General features: G+C 47.5%; 19 protein-coding genes. All 19 read right to left on the minus strand.

The window, feature by feature from the left end; genetic code table 11:
* Positions 1-98 precede the first annotated feature (98 nt).
* Positions 99-1,088: an ABC transporter permease gene (locus tag AC6ESP_RS05780; RefSeq protein WP_497095738.1), complete on the minus strand. Its 990-nt coding sequence runs from the start codon at positions 1,086-1,088 to the stop codon at positions 99-101.
* Positions 1,085-2,599, minus strand: coding sequence for a sugar ABC transporter ATP-binding protein (locus AC6ESP_RS05785; protein ID WP_497095739.1), 1,515 nt, complete (start codon positions 2,597-2,599; stop codon positions 1,085-1,087). The genes AC6ESP_RS05780 and AC6ESP_RS05785 overlap by 4 nt, the downstream gene beginning before the upstream one ends.
* Positions 2,600-2,640: 41 nt before the next feature.
* Positions 2,641-3,762, minus strand: a complete 1,122-nt coding sequence (locus tag AC6ESP_RS05790) for a sugar ABC transporter substrate-binding protein (protein ID WP_497095740.1) — start codon at positions 3,760-3,762, stop codon at positions 2,641-2,643.
* Between the two features lie 313 nt (positions 3,763-4,075).
* The gene (spoIVA, locus tag AC6ESP_RS05795) at positions 4,076-5,554 is read right to left on the minus strand and encodes a stage IV sporulation protein A (protein WP_497095741.1); all 1,479 of its coding nucleotides are present in this window, start codon (positions 5,552-5,554) and stop codon (positions 4,076-4,078) included.
* Positions 5,555-5,844: 290 nt separating this feature from the next.
* Positions 5,845-6,588: a YphF family lipoprotein gene (locus AC6ESP_RS05800; RefSeq protein WP_497095742.1), complete on the minus strand. Its 744-nt coding sequence runs from the start codon at positions 6,586-6,588 to the stop codon at positions 5,845-5,847.
* Positions 6,589-6,652: 64 nt separating this feature from the next.
* Positions 6,653-7,000, minus strand: a complete 348-nt coding sequence (locus AC6ESP_RS05805; protein WP_497095743.1) for a 2Fe-2S iron-sulfur cluster-binding protein — start codon at positions 6,998-7,000, stop codon at positions 6,653-6,655.
* A complete protein-coding gene (locus AC6ESP_RS05810) occupies positions 6,997-7,599 on the minus strand; it encodes a nucleotidyltransferase family protein (protein ID WP_497095744.1) in 603 nt (200 codons plus the stop codon). Before AC6ESP_RS05810 ends, AC6ESP_RS05805 begins: the two co-directional genes overlap by 4 nt.
* Positions 7,600-7,676: 77 nt before the next feature.
* On the minus strand, positions 7,677-7,973 hold the full coding sequence (locus AC6ESP_RS05815; RefSeq protein WP_497095745.1) for a 2Fe-2S iron-sulfur cluster-binding protein: 297 nt from the start codon (positions 7,971-7,973) through the stop codon (positions 7,677-7,679).
* A 46-nt stretch (positions 7,974-8,019) separates the two neighbouring features.
* Complete coding sequence (locus AC6ESP_RS05820; RefSeq protein WP_497095746.1) at positions 8,020-8,199, minus strand: DUF2768 family protein; 180 nt, start codon at positions 8,197-8,199, stop codon at positions 8,020-8,022.
* Between the two features lie 141 nt (positions 8,200-8,340).
* Positions 8,341-8,616 carry a stage VI sporulation protein F gene (locus tag AC6ESP_RS05825; RefSeq protein WP_497095747.1) on the minus strand — a complete coding sequence of 92 codons (276 nt, stop codon included), beginning with the start codon at positions 8,614-8,616 and terminating at the stop codon, positions 8,341-8,343.
* Between the two features lie 98 nt (positions 8,617-8,714).
* Positions 8,715-9,749 carry an NAD(P)H-dependent glycerol-3-phosphate dehydrogenase gene (locus AC6ESP_RS05830; RefSeq protein WP_497095881.1) on the minus strand — a complete coding sequence of 345 codons (1,035 nt, stop codon included), beginning with the start codon at positions 9,747-9,749 and terminating at the stop codon, positions 8,715-8,717.
* A gap of 7 nt (positions 9,750-9,756) precedes the next feature.
* Positions 9,757-10,362, minus strand: a complete 606-nt coding sequence (gene plsY / locus AC6ESP_RS05835) for a glycerol-3-phosphate 1-O-acyltransferase PlsY (protein WP_497095748.1) — start codon at positions 10,360-10,362, stop codon at positions 9,757-9,759.
* Between the two features lie 12 nt (positions 10,363-10,374).
* Positions 10,375-11,697 (minus strand): ribosome biogenesis GTPase Der, encoded by a 1,323-nt coding sequence (gene der, locus AC6ESP_RS05840; RefSeq protein WP_497095749.1) that lies wholly within the window; start codon positions 11,695-11,697, stop codon positions 10,375-10,377.
* Positions 11,698-11,775: 78 nt separating this feature from the next.
* The gene (locus AC6ESP_RS05845) at positions 11,776-11,955 is read right to left on the minus strand and encodes a capping complex subunit for YIEGIA (protein WP_497095750.1); all 180 of its coding nucleotides are present in this window, start codon (positions 11,953-11,955) and stop codon (positions 11,776-11,778) included.
* Positions 11,948-12,865, minus strand: a complete 918-nt coding sequence (locus AC6ESP_RS05850) for a YIEGIA family protein (RefSeq protein WP_497095751.1) — start codon at positions 12,863-12,865, stop codon at positions 11,948-11,950. Before AC6ESP_RS05850 ends, AC6ESP_RS05845 begins: the two co-directional genes overlap by 8 nt.
* Entirely contained in the window at positions 12,862-13,503 is a 642-nt protein-coding gene (locus AC6ESP_RS05855; RefSeq protein WP_497095752.1) for a YphA family membrane protein, read from the minus strand. The genes AC6ESP_RS05850 and AC6ESP_RS05855 overlap by 4 nt, the downstream gene beginning before the upstream one ends.
* A 118-nt stretch (positions 13,504-13,621) precedes the next feature.
* Complete coding sequence (gene rpsA / locus AC6ESP_RS05860) at positions 13,622-14,866, minus strand: 30S ribosomal protein S1 (protein ID WP_497095753.1); 1,245 nt, start codon at positions 14,864-14,866, stop codon at positions 13,622-13,624.
* Between the two features lie 82 nt (positions 14,867-14,948).
* Positions 14,949-15,530 (minus strand): lysophospholipid acyltransferase family protein, encoded by a 582-nt coding sequence (locus tag AC6ESP_RS05865; protein ID WP_497095754.1) that lies wholly within the window; start codon positions 15,528-15,530, stop codon positions 14,949-14,951.
* A 3-nt stretch (positions 15,531-15,533) separates the two neighbouring features.
* Complete coding sequence (cmk, locus tag AC6ESP_RS05870) at positions 15,534-16,229, minus strand: (d)CMP kinase (RefSeq protein ID WP_497095882.1); 696 nt, start codon at positions 16,227-16,229, stop codon at positions 15,534-15,536.
* Between the last annotated feature and the right edge of the window lie 116 nt (positions 16,230-16,345).

The following is a 16,345-nucleotide window of genomic DNA, read 5'->3' on the forward strand; positions in this document are numbered from 1 at the left end:
TATCTTATCTTTGAACAAACCTATAGTAATACAGCCGTTTGGCAATTTCAAGTAGTTCACACGGTTTAGGCCGTTTTCATTTATTTTCAGTTACTAGGTCAGCTATTCCGGCGTCTGGACAGATGGATGAAAGTAACAGCAAGTGCAAGCACAAGCACCGTGCCTTTGACAATATCATTCGCATAATACTGCACCTTCATCATGGTCATACCGTTGAGCAGCACCCCAATCAGGATGGCTCCGAAGAAGGTACCAATCACGTTAGGCTTGCCTGCTCCGAACACAGAATAACCGACAAATACAGCCGCTACAGCTTCCATCATCATAGGTGCTCCTGCATCAATCTGACCGGTTCCTACCCTAGCCGCATATAAAATACCACCGATAGCAGCGAACACACCAGACGCGATGTAAGCTGCCATACGGACGCGGCGAACGCGAACGCCTGAGAGTCTAGCAGCCTCTTCGTTACCGCCTGTGGTATGCATCTGACGGCCCCACTTCGTATATTTGAAGAACAGATGCACGCCGATAACGGCGACGACCATCAATACGACTGGAACGGGAACACCGAGAATTTTACCTTGACCGAGCCATAAGAAGGACGGATCGAATGTGCCTGGCGCTGTTGAGCCATCAGGCATAGGCATGTTGTTATAGATCGAATAGCCTTTCGTATACGTCTTGTGAATACCTGCCACAATATACATAACTGCCAGAGTTGCCAGCAAATCCGGAATACGGATGCGGACAATGAGCAGGGAATTCAGCAAGCCGACAAGGGCGCCAATGAGAAGAGCCACCACAATAACCAGGATAAGAGGCTGTTGGTACCACACCATCATTGCTGCTGTCACCACAGTCGTAAGTGAAACTGTAGACCCTACAGATAAGTCGAAACCGTCGACTGTCAGTGAGAATGTCACTCCAATGGCTACGAATGTAACGATGGAGATCGATCTAAGAATGTCAGATAGATTGGCATAAGTGAAGAAATGCTCGTCCCATAATGAGAAGAACAAGATTACGAGTGCGATAACGATCAATGAACCATATTTAAATATGAAGTTTAACGTATTTTCCTTCATGCTTGCTCTCCCTCCCCGCCGCTGGCATGCAGCATCAGCAGTTCTTGCGTGGCTTCGCCTCTGCTGAATTCCTTCACCAGCGTACCGTCGCACATCACTAATATCCGGTCGGCAATGCCGAGTGCCTCTGTAAACTCACAGGTCAAATACACGATCGCTTTTCCCTGTACCGCTAGTGTGCCGATAATTCGGAATATGTCGCTCTTCGCTCCAATATCAACACCTTTGGTCGGCTCATCGAACAAATAGACACTGGCATCCGTCGGAAGCCATTTGCCAATGGATACCTTCTGCTGATTGCCGCCGCTCAAGAAAGCTGTCTTCTGTGCAGGAGAAGAGGTTTTAATACCTAATTTGCCGATAACCGCTTCGGCATTGTTCAGCTCTTTCCTGCCTGATATAAACCCGAAGCGCGACAATGCCTTTAGAATCGGGAGACTTAGGTTCCGAGCTACCGATTCTTCTACGAGAATACCTTGGCTTCGGCGTTCCTCTGGCACAAGCACGATTCCCCCTGCAAGAGCATCTGCCGGCTCGCCATTTTTAATGACTTGGCCGCCAACTGTAATCGTTCCTCCATCAGCTTTGTCAGCGCGGAAGAGCAGTCGTGACAGCTCCGTCTTGCCGGCACCAACCAGCCCCACTATCGCAACGATTTCCCCACTCCGTGCATCGAAGCTTACATCACGCACACGATGGCCTTGCCTGATATTCGATACTTGAAGAAGCGCATCACCGATGGCTGCCTGAGCCTTCGGATATTCCTCCGTAAAGACACGTCCCAGCATCGCCTGTACGACTTCCTCCATCGTTACATCGCTGCTGTTCTCGGTCATGACCTTCGCTCCATCACGCATGACCGTTATCCGATCACAGATACGGAAAATTTCGGGAAGACGATGGGAGATAAATACGATGCCAATTCCATCCTGCTTCAATTGTCCTATGACACGGAATAACCGCTCCGCTTCATCAAGGCTTAGCGGTGCGGTCGGTTCGTCGAAAATAACGTATTTGGCTTTCTCCGTGAGCAGTCTAGCAATAAGCACCAGCTGCTTCTCGGCCAGGCTTAGGTCTCCAGCCTTCTTGCGTACTGGAATGGCAGCACCTAGACGAGCGAGTGTCGTCTCCGCCTCTTTCTCGAGCTTGCCCCAGTTCAGCCATAAGCTGCTTTCGGCAGCTGAGATTCGATCAAGCATAACATTCTCTGCTACGCTTAGCTGTGATACTAGAGCGGTATCTACTTCCTGATAAACACAATGGATGCCCAATCGTTTGGCATCCCCGGGTGATTCAATATGAACTTGCTGTCCGTCAATAGTCACGATTCCCTCATCTTGGCTATATGCACCTGACAAAATTTTCATCAGTGTGCTCTTACCGGCTCCATTAGCACCAAGCAGAGCATGAACTTCACCACTCTGCAGAGTGAAATCGACGCTCTGGAGGGCGGGGACGCCGGAAAAAGTTTTCCGGATCCCCTTCATTTGAAGTTGTTTGATTACGCTCATCGTCTGCACCTCTCCAGCGTCCCGTATAACCGACTACTTAGTTATTCATTCGTGCCTTCCAGTTCTTTCATCCAATCTTCGTACGCTTGATCGCTGCTGCCCCATCCTTCGATGTATTCTGCCAATTGCGTTGTGTTTACTTTTTCTTCTGGCAATTGATCACGGTGTACGTATACAGGCTTCAATACAATGACAGGCTCGTTCTCTTCCCCTTTGAACTCTTTGTAAAGCGTACGTACTTGTACACGTCCGATATCCTTTGGATCAACAGCTGCAGAAGCAATCCAAGGGCTCGCAGGATCTTGAATCATTTGCAGATCCTCATCACTCATATCAATACCATATACTTTAATTTCAGTTCTGCCAGCTTGTTGAATGGCACGTGAAGCGCCTTTAGCGAATTCATCCCATGCTGCCCAGACTGCTGTAATATCGCCTTTGTTCGGGTATTGCTTCAGAATAGCTTCCATTTGTGCTTGTGTATCGATTGCTGGGTTGTTCGCGTTACCGAATGCAGCAATCTCTTTGATGTCAGGATACTTCTCTTGGAATGCTTTGTAGGCAACTTGACGACGCTCCATTGGTGCGAAGCCTGCTACCCATACCTTAACGATTGTTCCTTTGCTGCCTGCATCTTTAGCCAACTGCTCCAGAGTAAGATCTGCCATTGCTTGGTCATCCTGTTGAAGAACCGGTACGCCATCAACTTTCACGTCTGCATCGAATACAACTACCGAAATTCCTTTTTCTACCGCTTTCTTCACGCCTGCTTCAAGAGCAGCTGCTTGTCCGTGGTCAATCAGAATACCATCATAACCTTGGTTGATTGCTGCATCAAGATTAGAAGACATCTTAGCAAGATCGTTATCCGAAGCGAATACGGTTACTTCTCCGCCGAATTTCTTCACTTGTTCCTGTACACCTTCAACATACTGCGAGGAGAAAGTACCTGTATTAAACTGCATCACGAGCGCAATTTTTTTGCCTTTCAGTGCGTCTAGCTCACTATTCCCAGAAGCTGCTCCTGCATTGGTTGCAGCAGGCGTCTCTGTTGCAGCTCCTTCGTTAGCTGTTTCATTGTTAGCTTTGTTGCCGCAAGCAGCAACAACCAATAGTACTACTAGAAGAAGTGCTGTCAAAGAAATTTTACCCCATTGTTTCATGCTTCTCTCTCCCTTTAACTTTTCTTATATCATATATTCTAATTGCTATCATATCACGTTAACCAAGTATGTCAATCGGATTTATTACTTTACTGTGGTAAATAAAACCGCGACAACTGTCATTATAGTAACGGATTTTTATAAAAGCAATAGATTTATTGCATTTTCCCAATCAAAATGTTGCTATGCAAGCTATTGGAAGACGCACTCCAGCTCTTATCCCTTGGAGAAACGATAAAGTGGCGGTGCAAGATTAGCTCTTGCACCGCCACTTTATCGTTTACAGCCTATAGGTCTACTGCAGTCATGAATACTACAGAATAATTGCGATTAAACCGCCGGAGCCTTCATTAATAATTCGGCCAAGCGTTTCTTGCAGCTTGTAGCGAGCGTTATCCGGCATCATTGCGATTTTGCCTTGAATGCCTTCACGCACTAAGGAGTGCAGGGAACGCCCGAATATGTCGGACTCCCAGATCTTGATCGGATCAGCCTCGAAGTCCTGCATGAGGTATCTGACCAGCTCCTCTGTCTGCTTCTCCGAGCCAATGATTGGCGCGAATTCAGATTCCACATCTACCCGGATCATATGGATTGATGGAGCTGTAGCTTTCAGTCTGACGCCGAATCTCGAGCCTTGACGGATGAGCTCCGGCTCATCCAGCGCCATCTCAGCAAGAGTTGGAGCTGCTATGCCGTATCCGGTAGCTTTGACCATTTCGAGCGCCTCTGCAAATCGGTCGTATTCCCGCTTCGCATGGGAGAATTCCTGCATGAGCTGAAGCAGATGGTCCTTGCCTCGAATCTCAACGCCAACAACCTCCATGAGAATGCGGTCATACAGCTCATCAGGTGCGTAGAGATCAATCTCAGCAACACCTTGGCCCATATTCATTCCGCTTAGGCCAGCTCTCGCAATGAAGTCATAGTCCATGAATTGAGAGACGACACGATCAACATCTCTTAATCGGCGGATATCCTTAACGGTATCTCTTACCGAGTTCTCATAGTTGCTGCGCAGCCAGTGCTGTTCATTGAGCACCATAACCCAGCTAGGAAGATTCACATTCACTTCATGAACCGGGAACTCATAGAGCACTTCACGAAGGACAGAGATAACTTCCTCCTCTCCCATTGTAGCAACACTCAGGGTAATAACCGGTATATCGTATTTAGCTTGAAGCTCTCCGCGTAGTTGAAGGGCTTCTTCACTGCGAGGGCGCGTTGAGTTAATAATGAGTACGAATGGCTTGCCGACTTCCTTCAGTTCACTAATAACCCGCTCTTCCGCTTCCACATAGGAGCTGCGCGGAATTTCGGCAATGGAACCGTCCGTCGTAACGACGACGCCAAGCGTAGAATGCTCCTGAATAACCTTCCTCGTTCCGATTTCTGCAGCTTCCTGGAACGGAATCGGCTCATCGAACCAAGGAGTCGTAATCATACGAGGGCCATTCTCATCCTCATATCCTTTGGCGCCTTCTACTGCGTAGCCTACGCAATCCACAAGTCGGACATTTACCTCAAGTCCTTCACTAACCTTAAGCTGTACCGCTTGATTCGGAACAAACTTCGGTTCAGTTGTCATAATCGTTCTACCTGCGGCGCTTTGAGGAAGTTCGTCAACGGCTCTTACCCGATCCGCTTCGCTTGTAATGCTAGGAAGCACAACCGTCTCCATAAACCGTTTGATAAACGTTGATTTGCCCGTACGGACTGCCCCTACTACCCCGAGGTAAATATCCCCGCCAGTTCGCTCGGCAATGTCCTTAAAAATGTCCACTTTCTCCACTGAATATCCCCTCCCAATTGATTTTCCGGTTCGCCGCCTTCCACCGGACAAGAGGGCAGGCCAGCGACGCAACTCGTACAGCTTTTTGGACTAGTAATAGCATATGTCCTGGCTTACCGATTATGACGATTCCTTTCGTGAAATCTTTTTTTCTACTATCGGGTCACGTTCTTGCCCTTCCAAGATTGAGTTATATGAATAAAACCGGCATTGTATGCCAAAAAAATCCCCTTCAACGAGACCATGAGGTCGTTAAAGAGGATTTGAAATACACACTGCCATTATTATTATTAATGAGCAACCGCTTGCGGTTGCTCATTAATCCAATGATAGACAGGAGCTTTGACCGGCACATACACATCTGAATCGACTAGCAGCGTTCTCAGATCAAGATCCTCCTCGAATTCAGTGGTCCCTTGCTTCTGTACAGCCTGCATAATATCTAGACCATAGTCGGTGTATACTCTGCCCTGCTCATCGACAAGAGCTGCTAGCGTCTGACCTGAATATTCACTACGAATAGCAGGAGCCTTCTGGTTCAGCTTATTATAGTCAATGTAATAATAGCCCGGATAGACCTCTTCAGCCTTCGGCCATTCACCATTATGACTATTGGCGTAAGCTTGAACTTTGCTCGCTAGATCGTTAATCTGCTGATAGCTTACTAAGTTCATAAGCTTAACTGTTGGCTCTGTCTCTTCGTTAATGATGAGAAAATAATAATTGCCGCCCTTCTCGAACGCTGCAGAAGGGATATCACCTAAGTAACCTTTTCCTTGCAGCTGGACAAAATCAACAATGAACTTCTCATACAGCGGAGTGTCTGATGTACTGTTCTTCATCGGCAGCATCCCCGTATCGGTCTGATACTCCTCTATTGCGGCCTGCACATTACGGACCGCTTCTTTGGGCGCACCTTGATTCTGCTTCAACTGATCTTTCGGATACATACAACCGCTCAGCATGACAATAGCAGCTATCACAATAAGTGGCAGCATGCCTTTGCCTTGAATAGAATTACGTTTCATGACCATTAGCTTGAAATCCCCCTAAGCAGCGAACAAATTCAATGTTTTCGTTAATGAACGATTCTTCACTTTACCACAATTCATCGTCCTGCTCTGCTTGTCTAGCGAGCTGGCGCTGTACTGCTGCACGGAGCGGATCAAGCGGTACTATCACCTCAGCATGACCCCTTACCCTCGCTTGACAGGATAGACGAATGTTCTGTTCCTCAAGACCCGACAGCTTGCGCTCCTCCATATCTGCGATGGGCATCAGATCACTGCCAGGCTTTATTTCAACCTTGCACATAAAGCAAGCTGCTTTCCCTCCGCATCTCGTTTGGATCGGGATCTTCGCATGACGAGCAGCATCAAGCAGTGTCATTCCGGGTCTCACCTTAATCTTCTTCCCCGAAGGCCAGAAGGTAACCTCAGCACTCATAACAACACACCCGCATGCCGCTCAGCAATCCAGCGGTGCACATGATCCTTCGCTTCATCCGAGAACTGGTTGCGCCCTTCCAGCTCTGCCATTGCAGCGCTGTGACGATCGATATGACGGCTATAAGCGTCTATGATGAGCTGCGAACGGTCTATCCGGTCTCTCAGCACGTTGAACCACAGCTCATGAGCCAGAGGGACGACAGGAACGTAGCCGCCGCCGTGCAACGGAATGCGCTCGGAATGAGGCAGCAGCACCGATCTGACCTCTGTCTCATAACGGCAGCCATGAGCTCGAACAACAAATCCACCAACAAGCTCAACCGCTATACCTTCAATCTGAAAATGACATAATATAGAACGGTATATCCCGCTTTCATTGAGCTGAGGCTTATCTACTGCGTAAGGCTGCAATATCCCATAAAGACGTTCGACATCGGCGTCATCGCTGTATATATCCAAATCTCTAGGTTCGCTAGCAAGCGATAAGCCGCGAAGCATTAAGCCCGCGCTTCCGCCGATCACCCATTCTGCATCAGATCCCGCAGCAGCAGTACTAATGACAGACAGGGCATTCTCGATTCGTCCTCTTACGTTCATTACCTGCACTTCCTTCTAAGCGTAAACGACAGAGCCTGCATCCGATAATGCTGCTTGCATTCCGCAGTATTGATCAACTAGAAATAAGGCTTATTGATCGCTTTAATCACCGTATCCTTGCTCTTCACGATAGCTTGGCAAGCAAGGCGGTAACCTTCCTCGAATTCCTCAGGGTCCATGCGGTCCCATTCTGCATCTGTTATTCCTTCCAGGCCATCCCCACCCTCTGTAATCAAGCATCGGCATCTGGCACAAGTCCCACGGGTACAGGAGGAAGCCCAGTCGATACGATGGTTAAGCGCGAGTCGGAGCAGTGATACCCCCACTTCTCCTTCTACAACAGCTGATTTCGTTCTTCCCTTCAGTTCAATCATACGATAGAAGATTCCTTTCAGGTTGCTTATGTATGCATGATGTTATCTAAATAATAGACAGTACTCCACAAATAAAACCAATTACTAGAACAACGAACGCGAAAAAAGATAAAATAAATTTCAACACGCCTTTGGTTTTGAGCCTAGCGAACGTTATAATAACTGCCGCTATCGCCATCAGCCCAATTCCAATTAAAGACACCCACATCTTCGTCATTGAATCCATGAACAAATCTTCTCCTAGTCAACATACGTAATAAATAGCAATACTTATTATACCATCACATGCAAAAAAGGACAAAAGCCGATAAGGCGCCTTTGCTGATTCGCTACGCTTCAGCAGCGCCTTTCGCTTTTGCCCCGAACATTATTTTTTCATCATCATTTTCATTAAAGTTTCCATATTGCTCATGTTCATTCCACTTGCCTTAACAGCCTTAACAATATCGTTGACTGTCGATTCTGCTACAGGCACCTTAGCCATATCTGATACCTGCTTAATTAGCTTGCGCAGCTCAGCTTCACTCTGCATTGTAGAGTTAGTAACACCACTGGCCAGCTTCTTGACCGAATTCTCGGTAATGTTCTTGCCTGTTTTTTTATTAATGGCGCCAAGCACATCTTTGGAAAGATCTTTACCCATGCTTCACCCCTCCTGACATGTCTGCCTTTAGCAAAATGCATAACCCTTCGCTTAAAACATCATATGAGGGGGACATTTGATTGGTGTAGGCGCCAGTATTACTCCAGCTGCTCGATTTCGTGTGTTTTTAACCGGCCCATCAGGTTCTCAACAGCCATTCTTGGCGAGCGGCTCGCGAATAACACCTCATATAGCTCCATCGTAATCGGCATTTCTACGTCATATTCCTTGGCTAGATTGTAAGCAGCTCGAGTCGTTCGAACGCCTTCTACAACCATTCCCATTGCACTCAGCACCTCTTCAAGCGGGGTGCCATCGGCCAGCATCGAACCCGCTCGCCAATTACGGCTGTGCTGACTCGTACAGGTAACGACCAGATCACCTACTCCTGCAAGGCCTGCGAAGGTTAACGGATTCGCCCCCATCGCAGTTCCTAGACGGCTGATCTCTGCGAGCCCTCTCGTTAGGAGAGCAGCCTTCGCATTATCACCGAATCCAAGTCCATCAGACAAGCCGGCACCGAGAGCAATAATATTCTTAATGGCCCCAGCAACCTCTACCCCAACGACATCAGGATTCGTATAGACGCGGAAGTAATGGCTCATGAAGGCATCCTGCGCACGCTCCGCTGCCTTCAGATCAACTGAAGCTACAACAACTGTTGTAGGCTGCTTGCGAATAACCTCTTCTGCATGGCTTGGGCCAGATAGAACGACGATCTCTTCTGCCGAACGATTCAGCTCCTCCGATAGAACGGTAGTCATCCGCTTAAGCGTATCGGCTTCGAAGCCTTTGGTTGCATGAATACATAACGTATCCTCTGACAAGTACGGCGCAGCCTGCCTCGCAACCTCTCTCATTGCTGAGGACGGAGCGACGAATAGAGCCAGCTCTGCCCCCGTCAGCGCTTCCTTAAGATCAGTCGTTGCCTGAAGTGTTGCTGGCAGCCCGATACCAGGCAGATACTTGGCGTTCTCCCGATCCCGATTAATACGCTCAGCTTGCTCGCTACTGCGGGTCCACAGCGACACTTCATAACCGTTATTAGCTAATACGGATGCTAGAGCTGTACCCCAACTGCCTGCAACTAATACCGCCGCATAGCGCTTCTGCACGGACTTCACATCTGTCATGCGCCGCTCACATTCCTTTCTTTGCACCAAGTTTATTCTCTGTTCCTTGTATCAGCTTGACAATGTTCGAACGATGTCTCACAAAAGCAAATACGCACAATAGTAGACTGATCGTCAATAAAGGAAATGAATAATGGATTAGTGCAATGAATATCGGTGTTAGAGCAGCGAATAATAGTGAGCCCAAAGAAACATAGCGCGTAATTACGATAGCTAGAATAGCAACGAGACCTGCATATAAAGCTGGCAAAAAGGCAAGCGTAGCAATGACGCCTACAGTTGTCGCTATGCCTTTCCCGCCCTTGAAGCGGAACCAGATCGGCCAGTTATGTCCGATTATAGCTGCAAGCCCGCAAATAGCTGCTGTCCAATCATCCTCTGCCATACCGAGCCAGCGACCGATTAGTACAGCAGCAATACCCTTGGCTATATCGAGAAAGAATACGAGAAGTCCCGGCCCCTTGCCGAGAACCCTTATCGTATTCGTAGCGCCAGCGTTACCGCTCCCATGCTGCCTGATATCTATGCCTTTCACCCATTTGGCTATGACGATACTAAAAGAAACAGAGCCTAACAAATAACTGACAATTACTGCGATAGCGGCATACAACAAGCTTCTTCTCCCCTAATCTTCATCGGACTTCCGTCTAGTAAATAACCGGACAGGCGTTCCTTCAAAGTCAAAAGCTGCACGAATTTTATTTTCCAAGTAACGCTCATAAGAGAAATGCATCATCTCTGGATCGTTAACGAAGATCACAATGGATGGCGGCTTAGTAGCCACTTGCGTCACATAGTTAATACGCAATCGTTTGCCTTTATCTGTAGGAGGCGGATTATACGCCACTGCATCAGCAACGACATCATTCAGCAGATGCGTTTGAATACGCATAGCATGCTGTTCAGATACATGATTGACGATCGGAAGCAGCTTATGCAGACGGCTCTTAGTCAAGGCTGATAGATAGGTAATCGGTGCATAAGACATGAACAAGAAATGATCACGGATTTTCTGCGTAAATTCCTTCATTGTTTTATCGTCTTTTTCAACAACATCCCACTTGTTCACGACAAAAATAGACGCCTTCCCAGCTTCATGCGCGTATCCGGCAATATGCTTGTCTTGCTCAATAATGCCTTCCTCGCCATTAATGAGAACAAGCACGACATCCGCACGTTCAATCGCCTTCAGCGCTCTCATGACACTGTATTTCTCTGTTGATTCGTACACCTTGCCGCGCTTTCTCATACCTGCTGTATCGATAAGGACATAACGCTGTCCATCCTTCTCGAACGGTGTATCAATCGCATCTCTCGTCGTTCCAGCCACGTCACTTACAATAACGCGTTCCTCACCAAGGAGGGCATTGACGAGCGAAGATTTCCCTACATTCGGACGTCCAATTAGAGCTACACGAATAACGTCCTCATCGTAGTTGTCTTCTTCAATAGGAGGCAGCTTCTCGACAGCTGCGTCTAGAAGATCACCGATACCAAGGCCATGTGAACCAGAGATAGCGATCGGTTGCCCGAAGCCCAGTCCATAGAACTCATAGACCTCGTCCATACGATTAAGATTATCTACTTTATTTACAGCTAGAACGACAGGCTTACGAGAGCGGAACAGCATCTGTGCAACCTCGTCATCCGCATGCGTCAAGCCGGTTTTGGCGTCTACCATAAAAATAATGACATCCGCCTCTTCGATAGCCAGTTCTGCTTGCATACGCACGGATTTCATAATCTCATCTTCACCATCAATTTCAATACCGCCTGTATCGACGATACTAAATGGTGTTCCATTCCATTCTCCAGGGCTATATAGCCTGTCCCGGGTTACTCCCGGTTTATCTTCAACAATCGCGAGCCTGTCGCCGACCACCCGGTTAAATATTGTGGATTTACCCACATTCGGACGCCCGACAATGGCGATAACGGGTCTTGCCATAGTTAATTTTTCACTCCTTCAAAAATACTCACGCTAACCATCATAGCAAAAAACAGCGAACTTGGCTAACTTTTCATCTTAATGGTGGTTAACGAGGATGATTGTACCGTTTTTCAGGTCATGTGCACTTGCATCCAATATTTTCTCTAACAGAAAGGAAGTTTGCTGAAGTTCAGCTTCATTGCCTGCAATAAAAATCGGTGCTCCTCCGGCAACCTCATGCTGATGAATAGATACGACAGCAACAATATTAGCCATGATCAGGAGCCTCCTTCTTGTTGACCGATGCCTCGCTTGGCATACGCACCGCTGATTCGAGAATCGGAACTCCCTCGATTACTTTAAGCGCTTTCTGAACGTCTGTCTCCTGAGGCAGTAAAAATACAGCTAGTCGTCCATCCTTCATATCCAGCTTCGCCATAGGAATTAGAGCTGGCTCACCGTCATCTCGATAAACACCCATAATCGTCGACAGGTCGAACAATATCGCTTGACGCTGGCCCAGATTGCTTAATGTCACCTTCGCATTGGCATTACGAGGATGAAGAATAAATCCCATCCCCCTTTCCTGTATAATGGATTGATTCGCCTTCAAACCCACATTCATAATATAAATGTCATCGACGAACAAATCAGGTCCGTCTACCCGTACACTAGCTGATTCTGCGGTTGCGATATGGGACACAGACTTGCCGGAACGAAGGTGACGTACAAGCAATAGCGAGAGCACGCCACCCAAGACTCCGACGAATACATTAAATAATATCGCAAACAAGCTGGTAAGGAGAGCCGTCATTATAACTAAATAATTACGACCTTCGAATACCATCGCAATACCCTCTATATAGGTCGAACCTCGTCCAACAAGCTCCATACTGTCGATTTTTGTTAATGTTTCCCGTTCCATCTTCCTTACATCACGGAATTGCTGTGCAGCAAGCGACAAAAAAGTAATTGCTGTGTAGTCTTTGTTGAATAATGCCGGAACAGCGACCGCCCCGAGCGCAGCTGCAATCACGCCTAGCGAAATGTGGATTATTCGACCATGAGGGTATGTCGGATATTGTCTATAGTCCGTCTTCAGCATGAGCAGACGTGACACGATGCCGAATACAATCCCCATTAGAACGCCTAGCAGGTGCTTATGTTCAACTAAATAGGTGTTCATTCCGGGGAGCTCCCTCCTTTATTTCTCCATGCGATTGAAACAATCCTGACGGCGATTGTCCGAAGACCCTGGAACATCATACTTGCCAATCTCGCGCTGGCGAACGCTATCCATAAGCCATCCCACCAAGAAAGAGAGCCGACCTCCCCGATATATCTGCCGCTCAGCAAGGCCGCATGGACCAATTCCGCGGCAGAGGCAGAGAGCAGCAGGACAGCGAATTGATTAGGAACCTTGGCTGAGAAAGCAGCGGCAAGCAAGCCTCCTAGAATCGGGGCATCCCAGACAGGGTCAATCCAGTAGAAGACAGGGTCGGCACTGTACATTTTTTGAATGCTTCCCCATATCATTCCTGTTAGTGCTCCGCATAGCAGCAAATAAAAGCCAGCGTCCCATAAGATACGCCCTCTCATTGCGAACAATGCGGCAATTATCGCAACGATAACGCTGGCATGAAGCTCAATTTCAACCATGCGAATTGTGAAAGACCACTGCAGCGGCTGAAGCAGCAGGCAGCAAAAGCTAACTATAGCCAGCTTCCTTTTATCTATATTCAGCCACACATAATCCCCCCAGCCTGTTGTAATCAATATGAGCAGCATCGTTATTATCCATAAAGTTAGAAATCCTGGATTCACAGCATAATCACCTCTTGTCGACCTATTATGCTCCAAATAAAAGAGGCTATTCCTGATGTTACAAATCAGGAATAGCCTCTTAAGTTATTCATATCGTACCGATTCGAATCGAATCGTATTATTTCAATTTGCTCAGCTTGTCGCCGAACCGCTCAGCCAGTGAGTAGCTCATGCTTGAGCTGTTAAGGCTAACGTTCGGGTTGTTGCCAAGATCTTCTTGCTTAGGCGAACGCTCACGTTGTTGTCTGCCTGGTCTTGGAGCTTGCTCTTGTGTTTGCTCAGGAGCTTCTTCTGTTTCTTTGATGCTCAGGCTTACGCGTTTCTCAGCAGCGTTGAAATCAAGCACTTTCGCTTGAACTTCTTGGCCTTCTTTCAATACATCGTAAGGTGTTGCGATGTGGCGGTGTGCGATTTGTGAAATGTGTACAAGGCCTTCAACGCCTGGAGCAATTTCAACGAATGCGCCGAATGTAACGATACGACGTACTGTACCTGTTACGATATCGCCAATATTGAACTCACCCGCAGCAGATTCCCAAGGACCTGGTTGAGCAGCTTTCAAGCTCAGGCTGATTTTACCTGCTGCTGGATCAACTTTAAGTACTTTAACAGTAACCGCTTGGCCTTCAGCAACGACATCCTTCGGATGTGCAACGTGCTGCCATGAAAGCTCAGATACGTGTACGAGGCCATCAATTCCACCGATATCGACGAATGCGCCGAATGGAGTCAGACGTTGTACAGTACCTTCCAGCTGTTGTCCTGGCTCAAGAGCAGCGATAACTTTTTGTTTGCTTTGCTCGAATTCAGCATCCAGAACTTCTTTTTGGGAAAGAATGACTTTGTTGTTCTCACGGTCGATTTCTTTCACTTTAACGCGAAGTGTGCGACCTTTGTAATCGCTGAAATCTTCAACAAAATGACGCTCAACCATCGATGCAGGAATAAATCCACGAACGCCAACATCAACGACTAGGCCGCCTTTAACAACGTCAGCAACGACAACTTCGAAGATTTCTCCGCTCTCGAATTTCTCTTGAAGAACATCCCAAGATTTCTCGCCAACGATTAGACGTTTCGAAAGAACAAGCTTTTCTTTCTCATCATCGATGCTAACCACTTTCAATTCGATCTCTTGACCGATTTGAGCAGCATCTGCAGCATTCTCAAGCTGAATCGCAGATAGCTCGCGAAGAGGAATAACACCGTCATATTTATATCCAAGGCTTACATATACTTGGTTATCTTCGATTTTGACGATCGTGCCTGTAACTGTGTCACCTTTTTTCACTGACACAAAATTATCCATAGCCTCTTGATTCTCCTGTGCTACGGAGTCCTGAACATTAATTTCTTCTGACATTGAAATAACCTCCTCAATTCATACCCCAACTTTATTTAAATCCGCTTGCGTCTATAACGGTAAGCAGCATTTAAAACATTTATTACTTATTTTCTTTCGTCATCTCACGAATGCGAGACATAATAGCGTCTGTTACACGCTCCAGCATATCCGGTGAAGATTCTTGTATGAGTGCTGTAAGATCAACCGGTGTGCCGTACATAATTTTCATTTTGCGGAATGGCTTGTATCGACCTATGATGGCTACTGGAACCACAGTCGCTCCACTGCGAATGGCGATCATTGCTGCACCCTTCTTAGCTGCTGAGCCTTCCTCGTTGTTACGAGTTCCTTCTGGGAAAATCCCCATCACTTCGCCTTCTTTAAGAAGAGTGATGGCCGAACGAATAGCTTCTTTGCTGACACCGCCACGTTTCACAGGAAAAGCACCGACAGCCCGGATTAGCGGACCAAAAACCGGAATATTGAACAGCTCCTGCTTCGCCATATAATGAACTTTACGCTTCACCTTTATGCCAACCGTCGGCGGATCTAGAAGACTAATATGGTTCGAGCACAAGATTACCGGTCCTTCGGACGGTATGTTCTCGAGGCCCTTTGCTTCCAGCCGGAACAATACGTTGTAGATGACGCGGAGAAGAAATCTGCAAATGCGATATAACATAGTTTACTTCGCCTCCGCCAATTTGGTTCGGCTTAATTTGACAATTGTCGCTACAACCTCGTCTATCGACAGGGTCGTGCTGTCTAGAACGATTGCGTCCTTCGCGCAGACAAGCGGCGACAGCTCGCGCTGTTCATCCAACCGATCCCGCTCAGCAATTTCTCTTGCGAGCTGCTCTAGTGTGACAGATTGCGTATCCGAAATTTCGTTGAAGCGGCGAAGCGCTCGCTCTTGTACGGTTGCGGTTAGAAAAACTTTCAACTCCGCATTCGGCAGTACATGCGAACCGATATCGCGTCCGTCCATCACAACGCCTTTTCGTTCAGCTAGCCCGCGCTGCATCGTTCCAAGCACGTCCCTAACTGTCTCATTGGCAGCAACCTGTGATACGGATAGCGTCACTTCTCTTGAACGTATTAGATCTGTTACATCTTCTCCGTTCAGGAATACCATTTGTCCCCGGTCTCCCGGCTTAAGCTTGATATCAAGCTTCCTTGCATGTGCGGCAAGCTCAAGCTCATCCTGCGGCTTAATCCCTGCTCTTCCGGCGCTAAGTGTTACAGCCCGATACATCGCGCCTGTGTCGATATACACATAACCTAGCTGTTCGGCAACTTTGCGTGCAACTGTACTTTTACCTGCACCTGCAGGCCCGTCAATCGCAATGTTAATCCGGTCGCTGTCACCGTCTTGCAGCATCACTACCAGTCAACCCCCTTATATAGAGACGGCTGGCCGAATGCTCAATAGATGCGACGCAAACCTCTCAAGAAAAAAGCAGGCTCTGCCTGCGATCGTGAAAATTATACCACACT

This window comes from Paenibacillus xinjiangensis, from assembly GCF_059686975.1.